We start from the raw sequence: 23,152 nt of genomic DNA on the forward strand, positions 1-23,152 counted from the left end.
AGATGGGGTGGGGTCGGGTCGGACGGGACACGGTCAGCCGCCCCGGCCAACCCGGTTGGCGCGGGCGAGCAGCCACAGCAGGTACGGGGCGCCGACGACGCTTGTCACGACGCCCACCGGCAACTGCGTGTGCGGCAGCAGATGCTGGGCGGCGAAGTCGGCGGTGCACACCAGCGCGGCACCGGTCAGCGCGGAGGGCACCAGCGCCGCGCCCCGGCCGGGCAGCAGCCGGCGCGCGATCGGCGGACTGACGAAGGCGACGAAGCCGATGGGTCCCGCCGCCGCGGTGGCGACGCCCACGAGGGCGGTGGCACTGGCCAGCAGGGCGAGGCGGCTGCGTTCGACCCGGGCACCGAGCCCGCCGGCCGCCTCGTCGCCGAGTTGCAGCGCCGCCAGCCCGTGGGAGGCGACGAGGGTGAGCGGGACCAGAAGCACGGCACAGCCGAGCAGCGGCCAGAAGTGGGGCCACGAGCGGCCGTTGAGACTGCCGGTCAGCCACACGAACGCGTTCTGGGCCTCGGTGACCTCCGCCCGTGTCATCAGATAGGAGCGCAGGCTGATCAGTCCGGTGCCGACGCCGATGCCGATGAGCACGAACCTCCCGCCGCCGACCCCGCGCCGCCAGGCCAGCAGGTAGATCGCGGTTCCGGCCAGCAGGGCGCCCGCCAGGGCCCCGCCGGACAGGGCCAGGCCGCTGAGCCCGAACGCCATGGACACCAGGACGGCCGCGGCGCTCGCGCCTGCGCTGACGCCGATGACGTCGGGGCTGGCCAGTGGGTTGCGCAGCAGCGCCTGGAAGACGGCGCCCGACAGGCCGAAGCAGCAGCCGACGACGAGGGCCAACAGGGCGCGCGGCAGCCGGAGTTCGTGCACCACGAACCGGCTGCCCGGGTCGCCGCCGCCCGTGAGGACGGCCAGTACGTCGGCCGGCGGGACATCGATGTCGCCGACCATGAGCGACAGCAGCAGCGCGGCCAGCGCGGTGAGCGCCAGGGCGAGGCAGACGGCACCGAAGCGGATGCGGCCGGCGCGGCGGAGCCGACCGAGCCGCGCGGCGGCCCCGGCCGTCGACGCGTTCACAGGTCGGCCTTCCCGCGTCGGCGGACCAGGACGATGAAGGGCACACAGCCCACGGCCGCGGTGACCACGCCCACCTGGATCTCACCGGGGCGGGCGACCACGCGTCCGACGACGTCGGCGACCAGCAGCAGGACGGGGGCGAGCAGCGCGCTGTAGGGCAGGATCCAGCGGTGGTCGGGGCCGGTGATCATCCGCACGGCGTGCGGGACCGCCAGGCCGACGAACCCGATGGGCCCCGCGACGGCGGTCGACGCCCCGCACAGCAGCACGACGCTCGCCGCGCCGACGAGGCGTGCCACGGCGACCCGTTGGCCCAGGGCCCGCGCGATGTCGTCACCGAGCGCCAGGCTGTTGAGCCGCGGCCCGAGCGCGAGGGCGAGCACGCCGCCGACGGCCACGAAGGGCACCGCCTGGAGGAGCACGTCCAGATCGCGGCCGTCGAGGGCGCCGACCTGCCAGAAGCGGTACTGGTCGTAGGTCTGGCTGTCGGACAGCAGCATGGTGTCGGTGGCGGAGACGAGCAGCGCGGTGGCGGCGGCGCCGGCGAGGGCGAGTTTGACCGGCGTCGCCCCTTCGCGTCCGAGGCCGGCGACGCCGTAGACGAGTCCGGCCGCCAGGCAGGCGCCGAGGAAGCCGAACCAGATGTACTGGGCGGGTTCGGTGAGGGACAGCACGCTCATCGCGAAGACCACGGCGACCGCCGCGCCCGCGTTGATGCCGAGCAGCCCGGGATCGGCCAGCGGGTTGCGGGTCACGCCCTGCATGACGGTGCCGGCGAGACCGAGGGCGGCGCCGGCCAGCAGACCTGCCAGGGTGCGGGGTATCCGGACTTCCTGGACGACGAGTTGGCCGCGCACGGAGCGGTCCGGGTCCAGGACGCCGTGGACGACGTCGTGCGGGGAGACGTCGCCCGACCCGACGGCGAGGCTGAGCGCGGTGGCCGCGAGGAGCAGGACGGCCAGGAGACAGAGGCCCATCGTGAGGGCCGACCCGCGATGCCGGGGGCCGACACGTGTGACCGAAGTCCGGTCCTCCCGTGTGGCGGCGGGCGCGTTCACCGGCGGGTCGCGCGCCGGAACGGGCGCTGCCGGGCGGGAAGAAGGCGCATGTACGGGTTCCTCAAGACGGGTAGAACGGCAGACGAACTCACCGGATCGACCGCCTCCGGTTTGTAAGGTAAGGCAAACCTAACATCAGCTAGTGTTCTCCGTGCACCCACCCGCTCGACGCACCCCATGGGAGTCGGCCTTGCCGCAGACGATCGACACCTCCGGGAACGGGCCGGACGCCATGACCGAGGAGGGCTGGGTCGAACTGGGCTCACGCGCCGAACTGCGCGCTCTGCTGGGCGAGCCCGGACCCGCGGTGATCGAGAAGGTCCACGACCGGCTCACCGACAAGGACCTGGCCGTCCTGACCCGTTCGCCGTTCTGCCTGCTGGCCACCTCCGATTCCCGGGGCGACTGCGATGTCTCTCCGCGTGGGGGCGCGCCGGGATTCACACACGTCGTCGACTCCGGCACGCTCGCCCTGCCCGACCGGCCGGGCAACCGGCGCGGCGACAGCTTCCACAACATCCTCGACAACCCGCACGCCGGCCTGCTGTATCTGATCCCCGGTGGCAATGAGGTACTGCGCGTCAACGGACGGGCCCGCATTCTCACCGACGCCCCGTTCTTCGACGCCATGACCGAGAGCGACCGCCCGCCCGTGCTCGCCCTCGTCCTGGAGATCGACGAGATCTACCGCCACTGCCCGCAGTCGCTGCGCCGCTCGGGCATCTGGAACACGCGCAAGCCCGACTCTCTGCGTCCTGCGGCCCCCGGCACGGCGCCCCATGCATGAGTTACAGTTAGGCTGAAACCTTCGTGACCGGGTGAGGTGCCGTGACCGTCCCACCCCAGCCCGGTCACGGTGACCGCATAAGACGGGAGGCGTGGAGCGCATGAGTCTCCGGCACTACTTCCGACGGCCACCGGCCGTCACCGCCGCCGAGGCGGTTCGCCTCGTCGCGGACGGCGCGCTCGTCGTGGATGTCCGCCGCGCGTTCGAGTGGAACCGTGTGCACATCCCCGGCGCCGTGCACATGCCGCTCGAAGTGCTGCCCGAACGCTGCCTGGAGCTGCCCGACGACCGCCTGCTCATCACCTTCTGCACCGGCGGTATCCGCTCCGCCGGTGCGGCGAACCTGCTGGTGGAGAACGGCTTCGACGCGGTCAACATGAGCCGCGGCCTCATCGACTGGCGCACCGCCGGCGGACCCCTCATCACTTCGTGACACGGGGTGCTGACACCGCAAGCAGCACTGGCTCACCACCCACACGGCCTTCCAGCGCACGACGTCCGGGACGCCGCCGCAGGGAGCCCGCTCGTCGGTCGCCGCGGCGACCGACCCCGCCCTCGACGGGCGGCCGGTACTTGGGGCGGGCGTGACCGAGGTCGGTCACCGGCTCCGGCAGGCGCGCATGCTGCATGCGCGTGGGGTGCGATCCGACGAGCGGCCCGGTGGCTCTGTGGCGCGGCCCTTGCACAGTGACAGGGAGAAAGAGGAATTGGTCACGGACGGTCGCTCCGCCATCCGGGGTACTGGCATTGAGCCAGGCAGCCGCTTGCGGTGTGCCGCTATGCGGCGGTCGCGCGGTCGGCGGCATCCCACAGGGCCGTGCCGAGCTCCTGGCTGTGGAGCTGGGCGGAACCCTTGGCGCGGCGGGTGTGGACGAAGTAGGCGCCGACCAGGGCCTGTTGGCGGGCGGCCAGGTCGGCCAGCCGTTCGGCGCCTTGACGAGGGGTGCCGATGAACGGGCGGGCGACGGTCTTCAGGAGGCTGCCGGTGCGGCCCATGTACCGGCCGAAGTCCGTGGCCATGGTGCCGGGGTGGAAGTCGCCGGCGTCCACGCCCGGGTTGCGGCGGTGGAACTCGCGCAGCAGTACTCCGGCGGCGAGCTTGGCCCGGGCGTAGGTGCGGTGGCCCGAGACACGTGGCTCTCCCGCGAGTGGGTGACCACCTGCCTGCCCAGGCCGCCGTTGGCGCCGGCCACGAGAAGCCTCATCTCCGTCATCTCACTTCATCCGGATCACCAGGCATCTGTGGTGATCGTCCTTGGGTGTTGTCGCTCGGGAACAGTCCCGCACTCCACGCATGTTTCAGCTGGCCTGAAACTCAGGTCCGGTCCTGCGCCGCGCCCGCTGGAACTGGAGACTGCCTGGGACTCCGGTTAAAGTCAAACTGAAACTTTCCGAGGAGGAGCGAAACGTCGTGACCGCCCAGCCCCCGCCCACCAGCACCGCCTTCCTGCTCGCCGCCCTGGGACGGCGAACACGGCAGGACGTCGAACGGGCGCTCAAGCCGACCGGTTACACGCTGCGCCATCTCTCGGCCCTCGGCCACCTGTTGCGGGAACCGGGCATGTCCTACAGCGAACTGGGCCGCAGGGCGGGCATCACCGCACAGAGCGCCCAAGCCACCGTCCGGCAACTGGAAGAGCGCGGTGCCGTAGAGCGCCGCACCGACCCCGGACGAGGCCGCACCGCGGAACTCCACGTCACAGAAACCGGCCAGGAACTCCTGCGAGCGGGCCGCGATGCCTACGCCGAAGTGGACGCCGCCCTGGAACGCACGCTCGGCAAGCAACGACGACAAGACCTCACCGGACTTCTCCTGTCGGCACTGTCCGGAACCTCTTCAGGGACGGACTGAGCGCGCAATCACCTCTACGATGCCGCCGAACCGCCGTTGCCGCCGCTCAGCCTGACGCACGCTGGAGGACGACGGCCGGGTGGGGGGAGACGAGGGAGGATCCGGCGCTTCGTGGCGGGTGCTTGCCGCCCGGGCGTGGCTCCCGCTTGGGTGCAGCACCTGGGCGCCGTACTGCGACCGGGGTTCGGCGTCTCCCGCGCAGGCGTACCGGCTGCTCGACGTTGCCCGTGCCCTGGCCGCTACCCGCGAAGCCATCGCAGCCGGCGCTCCCGCAGCGCGGTCGGGACCGTGCCGGCGGCACGTCAGAAATAACCTGTGTCGCGATGTGCTCCCGCTCTGCTAGTACTTCGCCATGCCCAAGACATCGCAGATGAATCACGTGGCCATCGTGACCGGCGCCAACCATGGAATCGGAGCCGCGGTGGCAACGGCTCTCGCCGCTCGCGGTGTGGCCGTGCTCTGCACCTACCTGCGCGGCTCCGACGAGGAGGCCACGGACGGCTACCGGCATGCGCGGTCCGCCACCGGCGAGGAAGTGGCCGAAGGGATCCGCAAGGCGGGAGGCCGAGCCGAGGCTCTCGAAGCGGATCTGAGCGACCCGACGGCCCCTGCGGCCGTCTTCGATGCAGCTGAGCAGCGCCTGGGTGCGGTCGACATCCTGATCAACAACGCGTCCGGCTGGGTCCAGGACTCCTTCGCTCCCCGGCCGGCCGACCGGTTCGGTCGGCCGTTGCGCCCGGTCACCGCCGAGACATGGTCCCGGCAGTTCGCCGTCGACGCGATGGCCCCGGCGCTGTTGATCGGCGAGCTGGCTCGGCGTCACCGCGATCGTGGGGCGACCTGGGGGCGTATCGTCGGCCTGACCTCGGGCGGAGACCTCGGCTTCCCCGGTGAGGTCTCCTACGGTGCCGCGAAGGCCGCTCAGGCCAACTACACTCTGTCCGCCGCCGCGGAGTTGGCCGGCCTCGGCATTACCGCGAACGTCGTGCACCCGCCGGTGACCGACACCGGGTGGGTCACGGATGAGGTCCGCCAGTTCGTCGCATCGAGCAGCACACATTTCCACATCGCGGCGCCGCCTGACGTTGCCAAGGCCATCGTGTTTCTCACCTCCGACGATGCCGCGCTCGTTACGGGCAACATCATCACGCTCCGCTGAATGGTCCCGTTCAGCATCTGATGACTCATGCTGCCTGCGCGAGTGTGCGGCTGACCGACAGCGCGGCACATCGGCTCGGTCGGCGGGTGCGGATCCGGGGCATCAGCGTGACGGGGCCCGGGTGAGGGGGGACGGCTGACTGTCTCGACCGGGCGAAGGACATCCTCGGCCCCCCGACCATGATCTCCGTCCGCATCAGCCCGAAGCATGCCCCGTATCTCGGACCCGGGCTCGCATGCCGGGAGGGACGGGCCCCGCGGTACCGCGCCGTGCCACGAACACGAACTCACTGCCCGGCCGGTCGGGTGCGTCGCGTACGTCCTCGACGACGAAGCCGTGCTCGTGCAAGTCCCGCTCGATCTCCGCACGTTCGCGGAAGCGGAGTGTCGATTCCGAGGTCAGCACGTCCCCGTCCGCGGCGAACACGTGTGTACCCCGGAAGCTCACCAGTGGCAGGCTCACGTCCGTCAGCTCGGCCCAGGTCTCGACGTGGCCGACGCCCGGGACGTCCGTCGTGCGGTACGTGGTCTCGGGCGTCCACTCCGCCCACTCCTCCCACACGCGCTGCGCCGGATCGCGCGTCTCGAAGACAAGCCGCCCGCCGGGCCGCAGTGCCTCGTACGCGCCGCGCAGCGTGGTACGCCACGCCTGCGGATCGGCGATCGCCTGGGCGACGTTCCCGGTCATCGTCACCAGGTCGATCCGCATGGGCGGCAGGTCCCCCGCGTCGCCGTCGAGCCAGCGCACCCGGTCCGCGCCCGGCTTGCCACGCGCGACATCGACCGACGCCCGCGCGGGATCGATCCCGGTGACCGTAATCCCGCGCTCGGCGAGCAGCAACGCGAACACGCCCGTACCGCACCCGATGTCCAGCACGGACCGCGCCCCGAACTCCTCCGCCATCGCGAGATACGCGCCGAGGTCGCTGCGGTCCGGATCGAGTAGGTCGTAGATCGCGGCGAGGCGCGGATGCCCGAAAGCTGCGTCAGCCATGGAGGCGAACGTACGTGGCCCCGAGCCCGCGCGGCCACTGCTTTTCGGGATGCGGCGCCGATCGGGCGCGGCGAAGTCCGCCGCTGATCCTGGCGCCCGAGGCGACCATGCGGTCACAGCACTAGCTGACCGGCCTTACGTCGAAGCGTGCACCGCTGACGGGCAGTCGGGGTTCGGGGACCGCCGTGGAGTGATAGCGGGTCTCACCAGTGTGGGCACGTTTTCGGTACGCGGAGGGGCTGAGGCCGTAGGCCGACTTGAACCGGCGGGCGAAGTACGCGGCGTCCTCCCAACCGAGTCGTGCCCCGATCTGAGCGATCGGCTGGTCGGTCTGCACGAGGAGCCGGGCCGCGTACTGCTCGCGCAACCGGTTGAGGTAGGCGATGGGCGGGATTCCCAGGTCGCGTTGGAACAGACGCACCAAGTAGGTGCGCTCCGTAGACGCCTCCCCGGCCAGCTCGGCAAGAGTCCAGGGGTATCCCGGGTCCGCTTCCAGCAGTTCCACGGCCCGCGACACACCTGGATGGAGCGGGGCGAGTGTCCGTCGGTGCATGGCGTGTTCGCCGGACCAGGCACGGTTGAGGATGTCGAGGTAGATCAGTAGGTGCCCGACGATTTGCATACGCGAGCGCTGTGCGGTCATATCGGTCATGCTGTGCAGCTCACCGATCGCCAGGCTCACGTCACGGGGCGGAAGCTGGACACGCTGTGGCACCGGCAGACTCGTCGAGTTCACTGCCCGCATGAGCGGCAGCTCGTCATCGAGGAAGGACAGGGTGGTGTCGAGCAGTTCAGGAGTGATGAAGCTGTCGAAGACCGTGAGATCTTCGCACTCACCGTAGGCGTGCCATTGGTTGGGCGGCATCACGATGACACTTCCTGGACCGATGGAGTGGTCGCCGTCGGCTGCGATATGGACACCGTGGCCCTGGGTGACGAGCGCGATCTCGAAGAAGTCATGGTCGTGCGCCGCCACGTCGGCATCGAGACGGTGGCGGTCCGCCCAGACCGGCAGACCGTCCGGGTTGAACACGGTGGCGCGCTCGTAGCGTGGCTTCCTTCGTTCGCTGGTCAATTCTGTCCTGCTTTCCTCAGGCCACGCCGCACAGTTTCGGCTCGACTCTTCAATACAGTCGCCGTCGGGATCGCGCAACGGTGTCCGGCCGACAACTTCCGGCGGCTTGGCATGCGCGGGCGCCGCGCAGGAGCGGTGCCACGGTCGTGCGCGGCAGGCTCCGGCCCCACCCGCATGTCGTCGTCCCGGACGGTGTGCCGGTCGGCGACAAGTCGCGGAGACGACGGTGGCCGGGCGCCCCGCGGAACATGCGCCCAAGCCGAGCCGCTCGACGACGACTTCGACGCGCTCGTCGCGCAGACCGTCGTGAGACCAGGCACCGGGAGTCCTGACACCGTCAGCCGGTTCCTGGAAGGGGGTTCCAGTGCCGCCCGCCTGCCGCACATGCCGCTCGGTGTGTCCTCAACATCTCCCCACCGCAGAGTGATTCATACCGGAGCGAGTCATGATGCCCCACTCTGACGGACGGGCAATTTCGTCCTACTTTTGCTCAATCCCCGCCATGGTGGGCCGCATTGTCGGTGACTAGCGTCACCGCCGTGAGTCTGTACCACTACGTACTGGTGAACAACCTCCACTCTGTGATGTGGCCGAGTTGTTCGGGTTGAATGGCGGGGACCCGGCGTTCCCCCACCCCGAACAATCACACACGCGCCAAGTGTCACCGACATGAATTGCGGCCGGCTGGAGATCCCGGGGGTCTTCACCGGTCGCCCTCCCGAGAAAGACAGGTCGAACCGTGGTGAGCATCAGCGAGGTCGCCGCCGTGCCTGAGGAGCCGGGTACGGTCCAGAGCCCACCGCCGCGACGAAAACGCCCTGCCTCGCGGGCGTTGCGCCGAATCTGGCGAGACCGCGCGTTCCTGCTGCTCATGGTGCCGGGAGTAGTGTACTTCCTGGTCTTTCACTACGGTGTGTTCTTTGGGAACATCATCGCCTTCAAGGACTACATACCTTTCAACGGGTTCTCGGGCAGCCCTTGGGTGGGATTCAGAAACTTCACGGACCTGTTCGGGGACCCCGATTTCTGGGGAGCTGCCCTCAACACCGTGGAGATAGCCTTCCTGCAACTGGTGTTCTTCTTCCCGGCACCGCTGGCTTTGGCGCTGCTGTTGCACAGTCTCACATCGAACACGCTGCGACGAGCCGTCCAATCGATCGTCTACCTGCCCCATTTCATGTCCTGGGTGATCGTGGTCGCCATGGCCCAGCAGATACTCGGCGCCACCGGTGTCCTCAACTCGGCGCTCTCCGGGGCGGGTTTGCACACCGTCGACATCATCGGCGATCCCGATCTCTTCAAGCCGCTCACCGTCCTTGAGGTGATCTGGAAGGACTGCGGCTGGGGCACCATCATCTTCCTGGCCGCTCTCACCCAGGTCGACGACCAGCTCTATGAGGCTTCTGCGATCGACGGGGCAGGGCCTTGGCGGCGGTTCTGGCACATCACCCTGCCGGCCATCCGCCCCATAGTTCTTCTGCTGCTGGTCATGCGGATCGGCGACATCCTGTCTGTCGGCTTCGAGCAGATCCTGCTGCAGCGTGACGCGGTGGGACCTCATGCTGCCGAGATCATCGACACCTTCGTCTACTACAAGGGCATCATCGGCGGCAACTTCGGCTACGGCGTCGCGGCCGGGCTCTTCAAGGGAGTGGTGGGGGCGGTCCTGGTCTTCACCGCCAACAAGGTCGCGCACCGCCTCGGAGAGCAAGGAGTGTACAAATGAGCGCCGTCCTCGGGGCCCGCACCGCACGCGGAACCGACCGGCAGGTCCGTCCGGCGTGGATGGAGAAGCCCCGCAGGATCACCTTGGCCGCCAAGGCGATCGCTCTGGCCGTGATCGCCGTCCTCGTACTGACGCCCTTCCTGGTGGTGATCGCGACCTCCCTTGCCTCCCCCAAAGAGGTCATCGACAACGGCGGCTGGGTGCTGTGGCCCGAGAACCCGACCCTGGACGCGTACCGGGACATCTTCAGCGGCTCCGTGGTGACGCACGCCCTCTGGGTGAGCATCGGTGTGACGCTCGTCGGCACGGCCGCCAGCATGGCCTGCACCGTCATGCTGGCCTACGCCCTGGCCCGGCCGAAGGTGTTCGGGGGCAAGCCGGTGTTGCTGCTGGTGCTGTTCACCTTCCTGTTTCCGCCGGGAATGATCCCCACCTATCTGATGGTCAAGAGCCTGGGACTGCTGGACAACTACCTCGCGCTCATCGCGCCGATGCTCATCAGCGTCTTCAACCTGGTGGTTCTCCGCGGCTTCTTCCAGTCCATCCCGGAGGAACTCTACGAAGCCGCCCGGCTCGACGGCGCAGGCACCTTCCGGATTCTGCTCTCCGTGGTGCTGCCGTTGTCCAAGGCGGCACTCGCCGTGGTCGCCCTCTTCTACGCGGTCGCCTACTGGAACTCCTGGTTCCAGGCATCCATCTATCTGAGCGACGACCACTGGCCGCTCCAGCAGGTCCTGCGTACCTATGTGCTGAGCGGCGCCCAGCTGGGCGATTCGACCGGGGCGGGCGACTCCGCGATGTCCGCCCCGCAGACGATCCAGATGGCCGTGCTGGTCGTGGCGACCGTCCCGATCCTCCTCGCCTACCCGTTCCTGCAGAAGTACTTCGCCAGGGGCGTACTCACCGGCGCCATCAAGAGCTGATCCCGGGCCGGCGAGAGCCAACCGGGCCCCATCCCCCCGCGCGCGGAGCGAGCACCGTCCTCCGCTCTCGCCGTAGTCATCCCCGTCAGCGAGCGCGCCGTGCTGCCCGTATGCCGCAGCGCGATGCTCGTCCCGAAAGGAAACACTTCCGTGCCAGACATCTCACGCCGCTCCCTGCTGCGTTCCATCGGAGTAGCCTCCGCCGCGGTGGCCGCCCCCTCGTTGCTGACCGCCTGCAGCGGTTCCGGCTCGGCCGGCGACATCTCCAACCGGGGCGTCGATCTCGCGCCTTGGCCGAGCTACATCCCGAAGACCGGGCCCACGCCGGAGCTCAAGGGCCATCCGCAAACGGGAGTGCAGGACGCCTATCTGTCGTATCCGTCCAAGCTGACCAAGGGCACCTCCGACGTCCCGGGCGACGGCTCCACGCTCAAGGTCATGACGGTCACGTTCGGGGTCGTACCGAGACCCGAGGGCCAGAACCGGTACTGGCAGGCCATGGAGAAGGCACTCGGAGTGAAGATCGACTTCACGCCGGTGCCGGCCGCGGACTTCCAGAGCAAGCTGTCCACCGTCATGGCGGGCAACGACCTGCCCGACATCCTCAATATCGTCAGCAACACCGTCGCTCACGAAGAAGAGTTCGTCCTCAAGACCATGACGAACCTCTCGGAGTTCCTGTCCGGGGATGCCATCAAGGACTACCCGAATCTGGCCAACCTCCCGACAGCCTCGTGGCAGGCGGTGGGCCGGTTCCACGGCGGCATCTACGGGATTCCGATCCAACGCCCCAGGCCCAGCGCCGCGTTGTGGATCAACGGTACGGAATTCAAGCAGCAGGGATACACGGGCGACGGCCTCAGACGTGACGACTTCACTCACACCCTCGCCTCGCTCACACGCGGAAGGAAGTACGGGACCGGCGCGTCGAAGGAGTGGCCGTTCGGCTGGATCGCGCACGCGCAGTCCCACGGAATACCCAACACGTGGTCCGCAGCGGACGGCAAGTTCACGTCCTACTATGAGAGCGATCACTTCACGGAGATGCTCTCCTACCTGAGGACGCTGTGGAAGGAACGTGTGTACTTCCCGGACTCTCCTTCGATCTCGGCGGTCGACCTCAAGACGCGCTTCTACAACGGCACGGTGCAGTCGTACATGGACAGCTTCAGCGCGTACCTGACCACGCTCAAGCTGGTGCAGGACTTCGAGGCTGTGCCCATGGTCCCGTACGTACCCGAAGGAATCACCCCGAGTGCCTGGTCCAGCCCCGGCCTCGCCGGCTACACCGTCATCAACAAGAAACTGCCGAAGTCGAAGGTCAAGACGGTGCTGCGGGTCCTGGACCACCTCGCCGCACCGTTCGGCACGGAGGAGTACCAGTTGATGCACTACGGCGTGGAGGGCGTCCACTTCACGTTCGGCAAGGACGGGGATCCGACGCCGACCGAGCTAGGCAACACCGAGAACATCACGAACCTGCCCTTCTACTACCTGTGCGACGCCCCGCAGGTGCTCTACGTTCCCGGTGCGCAAGCCGGCGTCCGGTCCCTGTACGAGTGGGAGCAGAAGGTCTGCCCCAAGATGGTCGACGACCCCTCGAAGGGTCTGCGCTCGGCGACCTGGACGACGCGCGGTGCCACAATCCGTCAGGAGATCAACGATGCCATCGCCGGAATCATCTCCGGTCGGCAGCCCATCAGCGCGTGGGACTCGGCCGTCAAGAAGTTCAAATCCGGCGGTGGCGACAAGTCCGCCCAGGAGTATGCCGAGGAGTACGCGGCGAACACGACGAAGTGAGCCTCGATGAAACCGCGCGTGGGCCGGCCGACGTCCTGTCGGCCGGCGCACGCGGCACGCGTGGGTGGTCACGCATCCGCAGGTCAATTCTGTCCTGCTATCCCTCAATCCCGACCGCACAGCTTGGGCCCGACTCTTCAATACAGTCGCCGTCATGATCGAGCAACGGTGTCCAGACAACAGCTTCCGGTCGCTCTCGTACGCGTGGGGGTGCTGCGCATGAGCGGGCGTGAGCTGATGATCGCGGCCTACTACTTCCCCAACTACCACGTGGACCCGAGGAACGAGCAGTGGCACGGCGAGGGCTGGACGGAGTGGGAGGTGTCGAAGAAGGCCACCCCGCGGTTCGAGGGGCATGTACAGCCCCGTGTCCCCCTGCGCGGCTACGAGGACGAGGCTGATCCGGCCGTCATGGCCGACAAGATCGAGATGGCCACCGGGCACGGGGTCGACGCCTTCATCTTCGATTGGTACTGGTACGGCGGACGTCCCTACCTGGAGCGCCCGCTGGAGAAGGCGTTCATGCCTGCCGCGACCACCCGCGACATGAAGTTCGCTGTCATGTGGGCGAACCATCACTGGACCAACATCCACCCGTGGAAGTCCGGGACGAGCGCCACCCAGTTGGAGTCGGGCAGCGTCGACGCGGCCCAGTTCCAGGCCGCCACAGACTACCTACTGGAGCGGTACGTCAACCATCCGGCGTACCTGCACATCGATGACCGCCCCTACTTGTCCATCTACGACCTCCCCACTCTCCTGGACGGCCTCGGTGGCATCGACGCCACGAGAGCCGCGCTGGACGATCTGCGTTCGCGCGCTGAGCGGGCCGGGCACGGTGGCATCCACCTCAATGCCGTCGCGCGCGACCAGCCGGTCCTGCCGCAGGACGGCATGACGCTCGACGAAGCCGCCCTGCTGAATCGTCTTGGTTTCGACAGTGTGACGTCGTACGTCTGGGTGCATCACCATCCGCTGCCGACCTTGCTCACCCCGTACTCCGATGTGCTGGAGCAGGCGGAGAAGGGATGGGAGGCGCTCGCGGCCAAGTTCGACCAGCCGTACTACGCCAACGTGACGGTCGGGTGGGACCCGTCACCGCGCACCGTGCAGTCAGACCGGTACAACCCCGCCCTCGGCTATCCTCACACCAACATCATCTCGGACTGCACGCCGGAACAGTTCGGACGAGCGCTTGAAAGGGTGCGGTCGTACGTCGAGAAGACCGGGACTCCGTTGGTGACCGTCAACGCCTGGAACGAGTGGACCGAAGGCACGTATCTGGAGCCCGACACCGTCCACGGGTACGGTCATCTGGAGCAGATTCGCCGGGTGTTCGGCGCCCGCCGCTGACTCACATCCCCTGCGGCCCGGCTCTTCCTCCCCGCCGGCCGAGCCCGTGCCCACCAGTTGCCCGGTGGTCGCGTCCGCATGTAGGGCTCGGTCCGCGGTGATGGCTCGCAGGGGCTCGCCGGGTCAACGGCCGCGCAGGTCGACGGGGCAGGAAGGCGGTCCGGTCCGGCCCCATGTCCCGCGCCCTGCCAGGGCCATCACACCAGTTCGACGGAGACAGCGATGAACCCAGCTCATCAGCACGACAACGTGCCCCACTCGACCTCTCCACATCCGAGGGCGCTGTTGGCCATGGCACCCGAAACCCTGCGAACCCAGTTCGGCGAGGCCGAGTTGGCGCGGCTACGTGGGCTGGCCACCCTGGACGAACCGATCATGGTGGACGAGCTGAGTTCACCCGAGGCCCGGGCCCGGCTCGGCGAGGTGGACGTGCTGGTCACCTCCTGGGGATGCCCGCCGCTCGACGAGGGCGTGCTTCAGGCGGCGCCCCGACTGCGTGCCGTCTTCCACGCCGCGGGCAGCGTGCGAGGTCTCGTCCGAGCGCCGGTGTTCGAACGCGGGATCCTGGTCACCCATGCGGCCGGGGTGAACGCCGCGCCGGTGGCGCTCTACACGGTCGCCGCGGTGCTCTGGGCATTCAAGAAGGTGCCGTTCCTGGCCCAGGACGCGCGCCGGTTCCGTGACGACCACTCTTACCGCGAGCGCTGGGGTGTGCTGAGCGGGCTCGATCGCACGGTGGTGATCGTGGGCTTCTCTCGCATCGGACGCGGAGTGGTCGCCCAGCTGCGCATGCTGTACGACGGGCCGATCCTGGTGGTCGATCCCCATGCGGATCCGGCCGAGGTGATCGCGGCAGGGGCTCAACCCGCCGAACTGGCCGAGGCGTTGCCGCAAGCGGAGATACTGTCCCTGCACGCGCCGGCGCTGCCCGAGACCCGGCACATGATCGGCGAAGCCGAACTGGCCGCCCTCCCACCCCACGCCACGCTGATCAACACCGCCCGGGGCATGCTGGTCGACACAGCGGCACTGGAACGCGCCTGCGTCGCCGGGCGGTTGGATGCCATTCTCGACGTCACCGACCCCGAGCCGCTGCCTGCGCACTCACCGCTCTACGACCTTCCCAATGTACTCATCACTCCGCACATCGCAGGCTCCCAGGGTCCGGAGACCCGCAAGATGGCCCAGGCGGCACTGACCGAACTTGAGCGCTACTGCTCCGGCCTGCCGCCGATCAGCCCGATCACCCCGCAGGGCCTCACCATTCAGGCATGAGAACGCCATGCAGCGCAGGGTGACCATCCGGGACGTCGCACGGGAAGCCGGTGTGTCCATCGCCACCGTTTCCAATGTCCTGAACCGCCCGGGCATCGTGGCCGCCGCCACCCGGACGCGCGTACAGGACGCGATCGACACGCTGGAATTCGTACGCACGGAAGGAGCGCGACAGTTGCGCGGGCTGTCCGCCCCTGTCATCGCCGTCATGCTGCCGGAGACGGCCGCCCCGTCGGGCGTCGAACTGATCCGCGGAGCCGAACAGGAAGCAACCGGCCTGGGCCTCGGCGTGCTGATTCACTCGGGTCGTCAGGAGCACGCGGAACCAACACGCTACGTGAACTTCCTGGCGGCTCAGCGAGTCCACGGCGTCGTGCTGGTGGCGGGCGATCGAACCGATCACGCGGTGAAGACCCTGCACGAACGCGGCCTTCCCTCGGTGATCGTCGACGACCACGATCCGCGGGACGGCGCGTGTTCCCTGCGGATCGACGACGCCGCCGGAGCGTCCGACGCGGTTCGGCATCTCCTCGAACGAGGGCACCGGACCATCGCGTATGTCGACGGCCCCGCGTCGCGCCGTTCCGAGCACCGCCTACAGGCCATGACCCAGGCGTATCGCGCGACCGGAGCCACAGGAGCGGGCTCGCTGACGGTGCGGGCCGAGGCCCTTACCTGTGAGGCCGGCAGGCAGGCGGCGGACGGAATGCTGGCCGGCCCCCGTCGCCCGACCGCCGTCGTCTGTGCCGATGTTGCCCTCGCGTCGGGTGTGTTGCAGGCTCTGTACCATGCCGGCCTCAGGGTGCCCGATGACGTGGCCGTGATCGGATTCGATGACGGGGCGCACGGAGCGTCAGCCGTCGTTCCGCTGACGACGGTGCGGCGGCCGGTGGCGGAGATGGGCCGACAGGCCGTCCGTATGCTGCTACGCGAAACCGCTGTGTCCCTGACACATGAACACGAGCACCTGGTCATGCGGCCGGAACTGGTGGTCCGGGGGTCGTCGCAGCGTGCGAGCACGGCGGTCGGCAGGTGACCCTTTCGAGGCCACAGATCACCGCCGGGCTCGCTGGGCACCGGCGCCACCATTTGATCCCACCACGGGATGTCTGACACAGCCCTGATTGGAGCACTGACACACGTGGCAACCCGACGCGACACCGCCCTGGACATCCTCACCACCGGCGTGGACAGCTTCCGTGACCACCTCCAGGAGTCCGGCGAGCTCCACGACCCCTGCTTCGGCGAACCCACCCAGTACGGCACCGCCTATCACGCGTACGGCAACGCCGTCCTCGCCCTGCTCGGCCCGACGGAAGAGCGGCCGCACCGTCTCGACCGAGCTGTCCGCGGCATCACCGCCGCGCTCACCCACACCGGCAACCCTGAACTCCCCGCCTTCGCATCCGGCTTCGACCGCACCACCGGCAGTGTCACCGACCGCGTCAACCACCGTGACTTCACCTGGCCGCCGATCCTGAAGACCCTCCGCATACTGCCTCGCATCGGCGCGGACGCCGAGACTGTCCGCGCGCTTCGGGACCAGGTCTCAGCCGTGGACCCGGAGAAGTCGTTCAAGTTCCGCCCGCCGTTCAACTGGGCCGCGGTGTGGCTGCGCGGCGAATGGATCCGCTACCGCGAGCGCCTGTCCGGGTACACCCGCGAGGACATCGACCGGCTGATCGCGGTGTTCTTCGAGGAACTCATCGACCTCGAACTCGGCTTCTACGCCGAACCCGGACTCCCCAACTCCTACGACCTGTTCACCCGCCTCCACCTCGCCGGAATCCTCACCGACGGCTACGACGGCGCGCAGCGACCCGCCCTTGTCCGGCTGCTGGAGACCGGACTGCTCCGCTCGCTCGACATGCAACTCTCCGACGGCTCGATGGCCTCCGCGCACCGCAGCACCGGACAGAGCTGGACCGTCGGCCAGCAAGCGGCCTTCTTCACCCTGGCCGCCGGCTGGTTCTCAGGCGACGGCGGCAATCCGGACCTGGCACGGGCCGCCCGCACCGCCGCCGCCCGGGCCGTTCGGTTCCTGGGCGGACGCCAGCGCCCCGACGGCCCGTTCAGCCCGGTCGACAACCTGCTGCCGCCCGCACTGCGCGTCGGCTACGAGCCCTACACCGCCGACGCCCACTACTCGTCACTCGCCCTCGCCTTTCTCGCCGACGCCCTGATGGACGGCTACGGCGGTCCCGAGTGGCCTGAGGATCCGGCCCCGGCGTTCGACGCCCGCGACGCGGTACGCATCGAAGGGGCGCCGATCTTCCGGGCGGTCGCCCACCACGGCTCGGTCAGCGTCCACCTGGACGGCGACCCGTCCGAGTCGTACGACGCCTTCGGCATCGCCGACCTCGTCTTCGGCCCCGGCCGCAGCCTCGGCTTCGGCGTGGCCCAGGCCACCGTCGGCGACGGCAGGGCGGCCATCGGCCTGGCGCTGCGCAAAGGCCCGGGCCGACAGCCCCTGGAGGTGCTCTCCGCGCGCCGACACACCCCGTGTGCCCCGGCGGTCGCCGAGCCGCACGGGGCGCTCGTCCTGGACACCACGATCCCCGCCACCGACACCCTGCCCGCCCGCCGACACCGCATCGCCGTCCGCCTGCTGACGGACGGCCACAACGGCATCGAGGTCGAGGAGTCGGCACCCGGTGCGGACGCGTACCCGACCCTGTTGATCCCGTACCCGGCCGACACGGGCGCAGCACCCCGCACCGCCGTCGAGCGCCTGCCCGACGGTGTACGCCTGCGCCTGGCCCACGAGACCGTGGAGATCCGGGTGGACGGCGGCCTCGCCGGCCTCGCCGTGGTCCCGGCCGGCTGGGAAGGCCGCCGCGGCCTGTACGGTCTCGCACGGCTCGACCTGCCCGGCCCGGCGGACACGATCCGATACCGGATCACCGCGACCTCCTGATCATGGTGACGCGTGTCCTCTCGACAGGCATCGCGGAGTCCGGATGCCGTGCCTCGACGCCGGCCGTCTCCCGGGTGGGAGCGGGGGAGTGGTCCGCCGCGCTCTGCGCAGTCCACGCCATGACCACGATATGCGGATCCGGCACCCCCACTCCGGCCGCCTTGGCCCTCACCCTGGAGACCCGGTCGGCACTGGCATCGGATACGACCGGCCCAGCTGAACATAAAGATGAAGGCGAGGATACGACCGTGCGGGTTGTCGAACTGCGCACCGCTGACGATTCCGGGCTGATCGCAACGGGAGTCAGCACACCCTTGCTCGCCTGGCGGCTGTGCGCGGAAGATCCGTTGTCAGCGCAGCGATGCTACGAAGTCGAGTGTGCCGCCGATGACAGCTTCCGTTCGGGCGTCTTCAGCAGTGGCCAGGTGCCGAGCGAACGCAGCCACGACATCGAGATGCCGGGACCCCCACTACGCAGCAGGGAGGTGCGCTGGTGGCGAGTGCGTGTCCGAACCGATCGCGGATGGACACCATGGAGCAGCCCCGCTCGTGTCGAGGCAGCGCTGCTGGATCAGCGGGACTGGTCGGCTCGCCCTGTCGCACTGGGCGCCGACATCGGCCGCGGCACGGCAGGGCCGGCTCAGCTGTTCCGCCGTGAGTTCAGGATTCCCACGAACTGGCGAACCGCTCGCCTGTATGTGACCGCACTCGGAGTGCATGACACACGGCTCAACGGGGCGGCCGTGGGCGACGACCTGCTGGAGCCGGGCTGGACCAGCTATCGACACCGGTTGCTCTACTCCACCTATGACGTCACGTCGCTGCTCAGACCCGGAGCCAACGTGATCAGCGCAACGGTGGGGGACGGTTGGTACCGGGGCACACTCACGTGGCAGCCGCATCGCAACGTCTACGGAGACGCCTCCGCGCTGATCGCCCAACTGGAAGTCGTTCTGGACAACGGGGAACGGCTTGTCGTGTCGACGGACAACGCCTGGCGGGCCTCCACGGGCGAGATCACCGCGGCGGGCCTCTACGAAGGAAGCGTCATCGATCTGCGGCGACGCCAGGACGGTTGGCAGTTGCCCGGCTTCGACGACGGCACGTGGGACACGGCGGTCACCTTGGACCTCCCGGCAGGGCTTGAGCAGCGGGCCATGCCCGCCATCCGGGTGATCGAGACCCGATCGGCTGTCCTCTCGCCTCGTCGGCATCGGATACGGGTCGACGCGGGCCAGAACCTCACGGGATACCTGCGCATCACCGCGGCGGGCGGTCGCGGCGCCACGGTGGTGGTACGGCACGCCGAAGTGGTGGACGCGAACGACGAACTCCACACCGCCGCCCTGAGGGGGGCCACTTCCACGGACACGTACGTCCTGGCCGATGGGCGCGCCACCGTCCTCAGCCCCGCATTCACCTTCCACGGCTTCCGCTACGCAGACATCACCTTCGATCCCGGCGTGACGATCCACGAAGTGGAGGTTGTCGTCGTAGCCTCCGACCTCACCTCCACGGGCGCCTTCAGCTGCTCCGAGGAGTCCATCAACAGACTCTTCGACAATGTCCTGTGGTCCCAGCGGGGCAACTTCCTGTCCCTGCCCACCGACTGTCCGCAACGCGACGAGCGTCTGGGCTGGACCGGGGACATACAGGTCTTCGCCGCGACGGCTTGCCACATTTTCGACAGCCGGTCGTTCCTGCGCAACTGGCTGCGGGACCTGGCGGCCGAGCAGCGGGACGACGGTTGCGTCCCCAACGTCGTGCCCGACGTGCTGCACTTGACGGGCGACAGCGACTTGGAGTACGGCAGCACCGGGTGGGCGGACGCCGCCGTGATCGTGCCCTGGGCGCTGTACGAGGCGTACGGTGACCTGGATGTGCTGGCGCGGCACTACGACTCCATGCGGAGGTGGGTGGACTGGAGCCGACGGCAGTTGGACAGCGACGGCATCTGGTCGAGCGGGTTTCACTTCGGTGACTGGCTCGATCCCGGCGCTCCGCCGGAGAGCCCCCACGAGGCAACCACACCGACCGCTTTCGTGGCGACTTCGTACTTCGCTCACGGCGCTCGCCTTCTCGCCCGGATGGCACGGATCCGTGGCCGCGATCAGGATGCCGAGCACTACTCGGCCATGGGCGACGCCGCGGCCAGGGCGGCATGGGCACGATACGCCGACGAGGCCCTTGGCACACAGACGGGTTGTGCCATCGCCTTGGAGTTCGGTATCGCGCCGGCGAAAGAGCGCACGAAGATCGGGCAACGACTGGCGGACCTGGTGAGGACCGCCGAGGGCCGTGTTTCCACCGGCTTCCTGGGCACCCCCCTCGTCCTGCCGGCGCTGACAGCTGCGGGGCAGCATGAGCGGGCGTACCAGGTGCTGTTGAACGATCGATGTCCGGGATGGCTGCACCAGGTCCGCCATGGAGCGACGACCATATGGGAGCGATGGGACGCCATCGACGAGTCGGGCACCATCCACGCCGGTGACTTGGGCAACGGCGCGTCCATGATGTCCTTCAACCACTATGCCTATGGAGCCGTCGCCGCATGGCTCTTTCGCGTGGTCGCGGGGCTCGCACCCGACGCCGAGGCTCCGGGCTACCGCAGGATCGTGTTCGCTCCTGTCCCGGGCGGGGGATTGACCTGGGCCTGGGCGGAGATGAAGACCCGCTACGGAACGGCCGCGATCCGCTGGGAACTCGTCGCAGACAGTGGGTTGTTCATTGCGGACATCGAGATTCCGAGCGGCGCCTCGGGCGTGTTCGTCCTGCCGCCCGGCACCCGAGAGACCCCCAGCGGCAGCGCTGAGCCCTCTTCCCGCGCATACGGTGCCCACGGCCGAAGAGCGATGACACTACGACCGGGGCGTCACCGGTTGGTACTCGACGCTTGGTGCGAGTGAGTTACGGGTGCCCGGCGGAGCATGACCGTGTGCCCGCGCCGTCAGTACGCCGTCATCGACGGCGCCCCTGCCCGGCCACGCACCAGCCTTGCACCCAAGGGCCGTTCGCGTTCCGGGTTTCGGAGCGGTCACAGCACATGCACCCGGCGCAGATGGCGTGCCGAGCCTGCGTCGAAAGCGGTACGCCCGTGCAGCAGGGCGTGGTTGTCGGTGATGACGTAGTCGCCGTCCTGCCAGGTGTGGTGGTAGGTGACCTCGGGGTCGTACAGGCGTTTTTCGATGTCGGCGAAGAACGCCTCCGGGGTCAGGTCGTCGGGCAGCCCCTCGACCTCCAGGAACAGCGGGCTGAGGAACGCGGCAGGGTCGAGGGGTTCGGCGTAGCGCAGGATCAGCTCTCCGGTGCGCGGGTGCGACTGGATCAGGTCCGCGGTGATGTGACCGCCGTAGTGCGCGGTCTTGTCCTTGCGGTAGGTGATCCTTATGCCCTGCCAGATCCGCCGGACGGGCTCCGGCAGTGCGTCGAGGACCAGGCCGGTGTCGCAGAAGATGGTCCGGCCGCCCGCGACGGGGGCCTTGACGCACTGGAAGAACTGGTGGGCGGGGACGTGCTCCGCGAAGGCGCCGTCCCAGTGGTAGGGCACGGGTCCCGGGGTGAAGACGTAGTCCTTGGGGCTGCCGTGCACCTCCAGGTCGAGTACGTCTCCGAAGTTCCAGGACAACAGCGGTCCCCAGCGCCGTGCGTAGGCGACAAGTTCCTCCTTCTTCTCGAAGGGGCTGAAGCCGCGCAGCACCACGACCCGGTGCCTCCGCACCAGTTCCTGAAGCATCTGGGGCTCCATGAGGCCGAGTTCGCGCTCGGTGCCGGCCGATTCGATCAGTGCGCCGAAGGGCTTGCCGGGTATGACGGAGGGGTGGTTCATCGGGCTGCCTCCTGAAGCAGCAGTCGGGACGTGTGGACGGCTTGCGGAGCGATGAAGTGGCTGGGCCGGCCGCCGCGCATGACCACGGTCGCGCCACGGCACTCGGCCTCCTCGCGTTTGACAAGCCGCACACCGTCGCCTTCGTCGAGGGCCACGCCGTGCCACGGCGTGAGCCAGTTGTCGCGCGTGCGGATCATGTGGACGCCGATCTTGTGGGAGTGGGCGGCCTGCGGGTGGATGGAAAGCCGCAGTGCGTTTGGGAAGGAGTCCGCGACGAGGCCGCTCCACGCGTCGCTGCGCTGGATCACCTGGTAGGCGAGGGGCTTGCACTCCTCGCGGACCTTGTTGCGGCTGCGGCCCTCGCTCTGGGCGAGCAGGTCCTCGAAGAGGAACCGGTGGATACCGCCGAAGATGGACCGCGCCGCGGGATCCAGTCGCGCCCGGTCCCGGATCTGTTCGAGGGACAAGGCGTAGCGGCGGATCAACTGCTCGCGCTGCTCGGCATGGTCGGTGCTCTTGAAGGCGTCGCCGAGTCCGTACGTGTTGATCGCGTCGGAGCCGGTCGCGCCGAGCAGCAGGTCCAGTTCGGTGCGGTAGTCCGTCACGTCCTGGTCATCGACTCCGACCAAGTCGCTGAAGACGTGGCCGTCGGAGCATATGGTGATCTGTGCCCCGTGCGCGTAGTGGTGGCGTACGTAGTCGCAAAAGGACTGCAGAAATTCCAGGGAGAGACGTTCCGCAAGATCGGGGAGTTTGCCGAGAACCTTCTGAGGGTTGGAGGACTTGGCGGGGAAGGCGGGCATCACGAAGTGAATGGGCACGCCTTCCTTCATGAATCGTTCGACCTTCGGACGGTGCATTGCGAAGCACTCGTCACACGGCTGCCGCGCGCAAGGATCCGCCGCGCCGCCGGCGATCCGCCGGAACGAGAAGAGCAGTTGGAGTATCTGATCTGCTAATGATTCGGACATCGTCATCCTTGACGGAATACGGCAGTTCATCGGAGGGCATGGCTCAGCTCGGGCAGGAGGTCAACGGCGGTGACCGGAAAACCGCGGGGTCGGATGGACTTCAATCGCGCGTCGGAGCGGAGAAGTTGATTGCTCAATTCGATCCCGACAGCCGCAACAGTATCCGGCAGGGAGGTGATCACACCTCGTCCCGGTGAGCCAAACCAGCGAGGGCAACTTGTTCGATTCGAGCAGTAGGCGCCTCTCCATTTGGGCACGGCGGCGGCAGATGGTGCCAACTACACACATAACTGCCGGACGGAGCGCAGGGCTCTGGTACGAACGATGCCGTCAGTAATCGATTTCATGGCGAATTCT

At 68.4% G+C, this 23,152-nt stretch carries 19 protein-coding genes; 12 read left to right on the top strand and 7 right to left on the bottom strand.

The features are described 5' to 3' along the window. Nucleotides 1-33 precede the first annotated feature (33 nt). Both AC27LF_RS24070 and AC27LF_RS24075 read right to left on the bottom strand, forming a co-directional pair. Nucleotides 34-1,020 carry a FecCD family ABC transporter permease gene (locus AC27LF_RS24070; protein ID WP_479658506.1) on the bottom strand — a complete coding sequence of 329 codons (987 nt, stop codon included), beginning with the start codon at nt 1,018-1,020 and terminating at the stop codon, nt 34-36. 56 nt (nt 1,021-1,076) lie between these two features. Continuing rightward, on the bottom strand, nt 1,077-2,057 hold the full coding sequence (locus AC27LF_RS24075; protein ID WP_479658442.1) for a FecCD family ABC transporter permease: 981 nt from the start codon (nt 2,055-2,057) through the stop codon (nt 1,077-1,079). A 313-nt stretch (nt 2,058-2,370) separates the two neighbouring features. On the opposite strand from AC27LF_RS24075, the gene AC27LF_RS24080 reads away from it, so the two are divergent. Both AC27LF_RS24080 and AC27LF_RS24085 read left to right on the top strand, forming a co-directional pair. Next, on the top strand, nt 2,371-2,925 hold the full coding sequence (locus AC27LF_RS24080; protein ID WP_479658507.1) for an MSMEG_1061 family FMN-dependent PPOX-type flavoprotein: 555 nt from the start codon (nt 2,371-2,373) through the stop codon (nt 2,923-2,925). Nucleotides 2,926-3,025: 100 nt separating this feature from the next. After that, nucleotides 3,026-3,358: a rhodanese-like domain-containing protein gene (locus AC27LF_RS24085; RefSeq protein ID WP_479658443.1), complete on the top strand. Its 333-nt coding sequence runs from the start codon at nt 3,026-3,028 to the stop codon at nt 3,356-3,358. A 344-nt stretch (nt 3,359-3,702) separates the two neighbouring features. On the opposite strand, the gene AC27LF_RS24090 is transcribed toward AC27LF_RS24085, so the two are convergent. After that, nucleotides 3,703-3,975: a Rossmann-fold NAD(P)-binding domain-containing protein gene (locus tag AC27LF_RS24090; protein WP_479658444.1), complete on the bottom strand. Its 273-nt coding sequence runs from the start codon at nt 3,973-3,975 to the stop codon at nt 3,703-3,705. 361 nt (nt 3,976-4,336) lie between these two features. Between AC27LF_RS24090 and AC27LF_RS24095 the strand changes: the two genes are divergently transcribed. Both AC27LF_RS24095 and AC27LF_RS24100 read left to right on the top strand, forming a co-directional pair. Beyond that, a complete protein-coding gene (locus tag AC27LF_RS24095) occupies nt 4,337-4,777 on the top strand; it encodes a MarR family winged helix-turn-helix transcriptional regulator (protein ID WP_479658445.1) in 441 nt (146 codons plus the stop codon). 352 nt (nt 4,778-5,129) lie between these two features. After that, nucleotides 5,130-5,936 carry an SDR family oxidoreductase gene (locus AC27LF_RS24100; RefSeq protein ID WP_479658446.1) on the top strand — a complete coding sequence of 269 codons (807 nt, stop codon included), beginning with the start codon at nt 5,130-5,132 and terminating at the stop codon, nt 5,934-5,936. Between the two features lie 195 nt (nt 5,937-6,131). On the opposite strand, the gene AC27LF_RS24105 is transcribed toward AC27LF_RS24100, so the two are convergent. Beyond that, the gene (locus AC27LF_RS24105; protein WP_479658447.1) at nt 6,132-6,929 is read right to left on the bottom strand and encodes a class I SAM-dependent methyltransferase; all 798 of its coding nucleotides are present in this window, start codon (nt 6,927-6,929) and stop codon (nt 6,132-6,134) included. 121 nt (nt 6,930-7,050) lie between these two features. Continuing rightward, on the bottom strand, nt 7,051-8,004 hold the full coding sequence (locus AC27LF_RS24110; RefSeq protein ID WP_479658448.1) for a helix-turn-helix transcriptional regulator: 954 nt from the start codon (nt 8,002-8,004) through the stop codon (nt 7,051-7,053). 871 nt (nt 8,005-8,875) lie between these two features. Between AC27LF_RS24110 and AC27LF_RS24115 the strand changes: the two genes are divergently transcribed. From AC27LF_RS24115 to AC27LF_RS24150, 8 genes are all read left to right on the top strand, one after another. Next, nucleotides 8,876-9,730, top strand: coding sequence for an ABC transporter permease (locus AC27LF_RS24115; protein ID WP_479658508.1), 855 nt, complete (start codon nt 8,876-8,878; stop codon nt 9,728-9,730). Beyond that, complete coding sequence (locus AC27LF_RS24120) at nt 9,727-10,653, top strand: carbohydrate ABC transporter permease (RefSeq protein ID WP_479658449.1); 927 nt, start codon at nt 9,727-9,729, stop codon at nt 10,651-10,653. The genes AC27LF_RS24115 and AC27LF_RS24120 overlap by 4 nt, the downstream gene beginning before the upstream one ends. Before the next feature lie 150 nt (nt 10,654-10,803). Next, a complete protein-coding gene (locus tag AC27LF_RS24125; RefSeq protein ID WP_479658450.1) occupies nt 10,804-12,453 on the top strand; it encodes an extracellular solute-binding protein in 1,650 nt (549 codons plus the stop codon). A gap of 168 nt (nt 12,454-12,621) precedes the next feature. Beyond that, nucleotides 12,622-13,806 (top strand): glycosyltransferase WbsX family protein, encoded by a 1,185-nt coding sequence (locus tag AC27LF_RS24130; protein ID WP_479658451.1) that lies wholly within the window; start codon nt 12,622-12,624, stop codon nt 13,804-13,806. A 291-nt stretch (nt 13,807-14,097) separates the two neighbouring features. Next, nucleotides 14,098-15,081 (top strand): hydroxyacid dehydrogenase, encoded by a 984-nt coding sequence (locus tag AC27LF_RS24135; RefSeq protein ID WP_479658452.1) that lies wholly within the window; start codon nt 14,098-14,100, stop codon nt 15,079-15,081. A 19-nt stretch (nt 15,082-15,100) separates the two neighbouring features. Beyond that, entirely contained in the window at nt 15,101-16,117 is a 1,017-nt protein-coding gene (locus AC27LF_RS24140) for a LacI family DNA-binding transcriptional regulator (RefSeq protein ID WP_487227806.1), read from the top strand. Between the two features lie 105 nt (nt 16,118-16,222). After that, nucleotides 16,223-17,998 carry a hypothetical protein gene (locus AC27LF_RS24145; RefSeq protein ID WP_479658454.1) on the top strand — a complete coding sequence of 592 codons (1,776 nt, stop codon included), beginning with the start codon at nt 16,223-16,225 and terminating at the stop codon, nt 17,996-17,998. A gap of 119 nt (nt 17,999-18,117) precedes the next feature. After that, the gene (locus AC27LF_RS24150) at nt 18,118-20,904 is read left to right on the top strand and encodes a family 78 glycoside hydrolase catalytic domain (protein ID WP_479658455.1); all 2,787 of its coding nucleotides are present in this window, start codon (nt 18,118-18,120) and stop codon (nt 20,902-20,904) included. Between the two features lie 128 nt (nt 20,905-21,032). On the opposite strand, the gene AC27LF_RS24155 is transcribed toward AC27LF_RS24150, so the two are convergent. Both AC27LF_RS24155 and AC27LF_RS24160 read right to left on the bottom strand, forming a co-directional pair. Next, nucleotides 21,033-21,824: a TauD/TfdA dioxygenase family protein gene (locus AC27LF_RS24155; RefSeq protein ID WP_479658456.1), complete on the bottom strand. Its 792-nt coding sequence runs from the start codon at nt 21,822-21,824 to the stop codon at nt 21,033-21,035. Then, nucleotides 21,821-22,825: an L-tyrosine/L-tryptophan isonitrile synthase family protein gene (locus tag AC27LF_RS24160; RefSeq protein WP_479658457.1), complete on the bottom strand. Its 1,005-nt coding sequence runs from the start codon at nt 22,823-22,825 to the stop codon at nt 21,821-21,823. Before AC27LF_RS24160 ends, AC27LF_RS24155 begins: the two co-directional genes overlap by 4 nt. Between the last annotated feature and the right edge of the window lie 327 nt (nt 22,826-23,152).

This window comes from Streptomyces diversicolor (genome assembly GCF_057537855.1).

What these genes read in the sequence shown, in the direction of transcription:
- AC27LF_RS24075 (WP_479658442.1), bottom strand. Translation starts at nt 2,057, where the DNA reads ATGGGCCTCTGTCTCCTGGCCGTCCTGCTCCTCGCGGCCACCGCGCTC.
- AC27LF_RS24080 (WP_479658507.1), top strand. Translation starts at nt 2,371, where the DNA reads ATGACCGAGGAGGGCTGGGTCGAACTGGGCTCACGCGCCGAACTGCGC.
- AC27LF_RS24085 (WP_479658443.1), top strand. Translation starts at nt 3,026, where the DNA reads ATGAGTCTCCGGCACTACTTCCGACGGCCACCGGCCGTCACCGCCGCC.
- AC27LF_RS24100 (WP_479658446.1), top strand. Translation starts at nt 5,130, where the DNA reads ATGCCCAAGACATCGCAGATGAATCACGTGGCCATCGTGACCGGCGCC.
- AC27LF_RS24105 (WP_479658447.1), bottom strand. Translation starts at nt 6,929, where the DNA reads ATGGCTGACGCAGCTTTCGGGCATCCGCGCCTCGCCGCGATCTACGAC.
- AC27LF_RS24115 (WP_479658508.1), top strand. Translation starts at nt 8,876, where the DNA reads ATGGTGCCGGGAGTAGTGTACTTCCTGGTCTTTCACTACGGTGTGTTC.
- AC27LF_RS24120 (WP_479658449.1), top strand. Translation starts at nt 9,727, where the DNA reads ATGAGCGCCGTCCTCGGGGCCCGCACCGCACGCGGAACCGACCGGCAG.
- AC27LF_RS24135 (WP_479658452.1), top strand. Translation starts at nt 14,098, where the DNA reads ATGGCACCCGAAACCCTGCGAACCCAGTTCGGCGAGGCCGAGTTGGCG.
- AC27LF_RS24150 (WP_479658455.1), top strand. Translation starts at nt 18,118, where the DNA reads ATGACCACGATATGCGGATCCGGCACCCCCACTCCGGCCGCCTTGGCC.
- AC27LF_RS24155 (WP_479658456.1), bottom strand. Translation starts at nt 21,824, where the DNA reads ATGAACCACCCCTCCGTCATACCCGGCAAGCCCTTCGGCGCACTGATC.
- AC27LF_RS24160 (WP_479658457.1), bottom strand. Translation starts at nt 22,825, where the DNA reads ATGAACTGCCGTATTCCGTCAAGGATGACGATGTCCGAATCATTAGCA.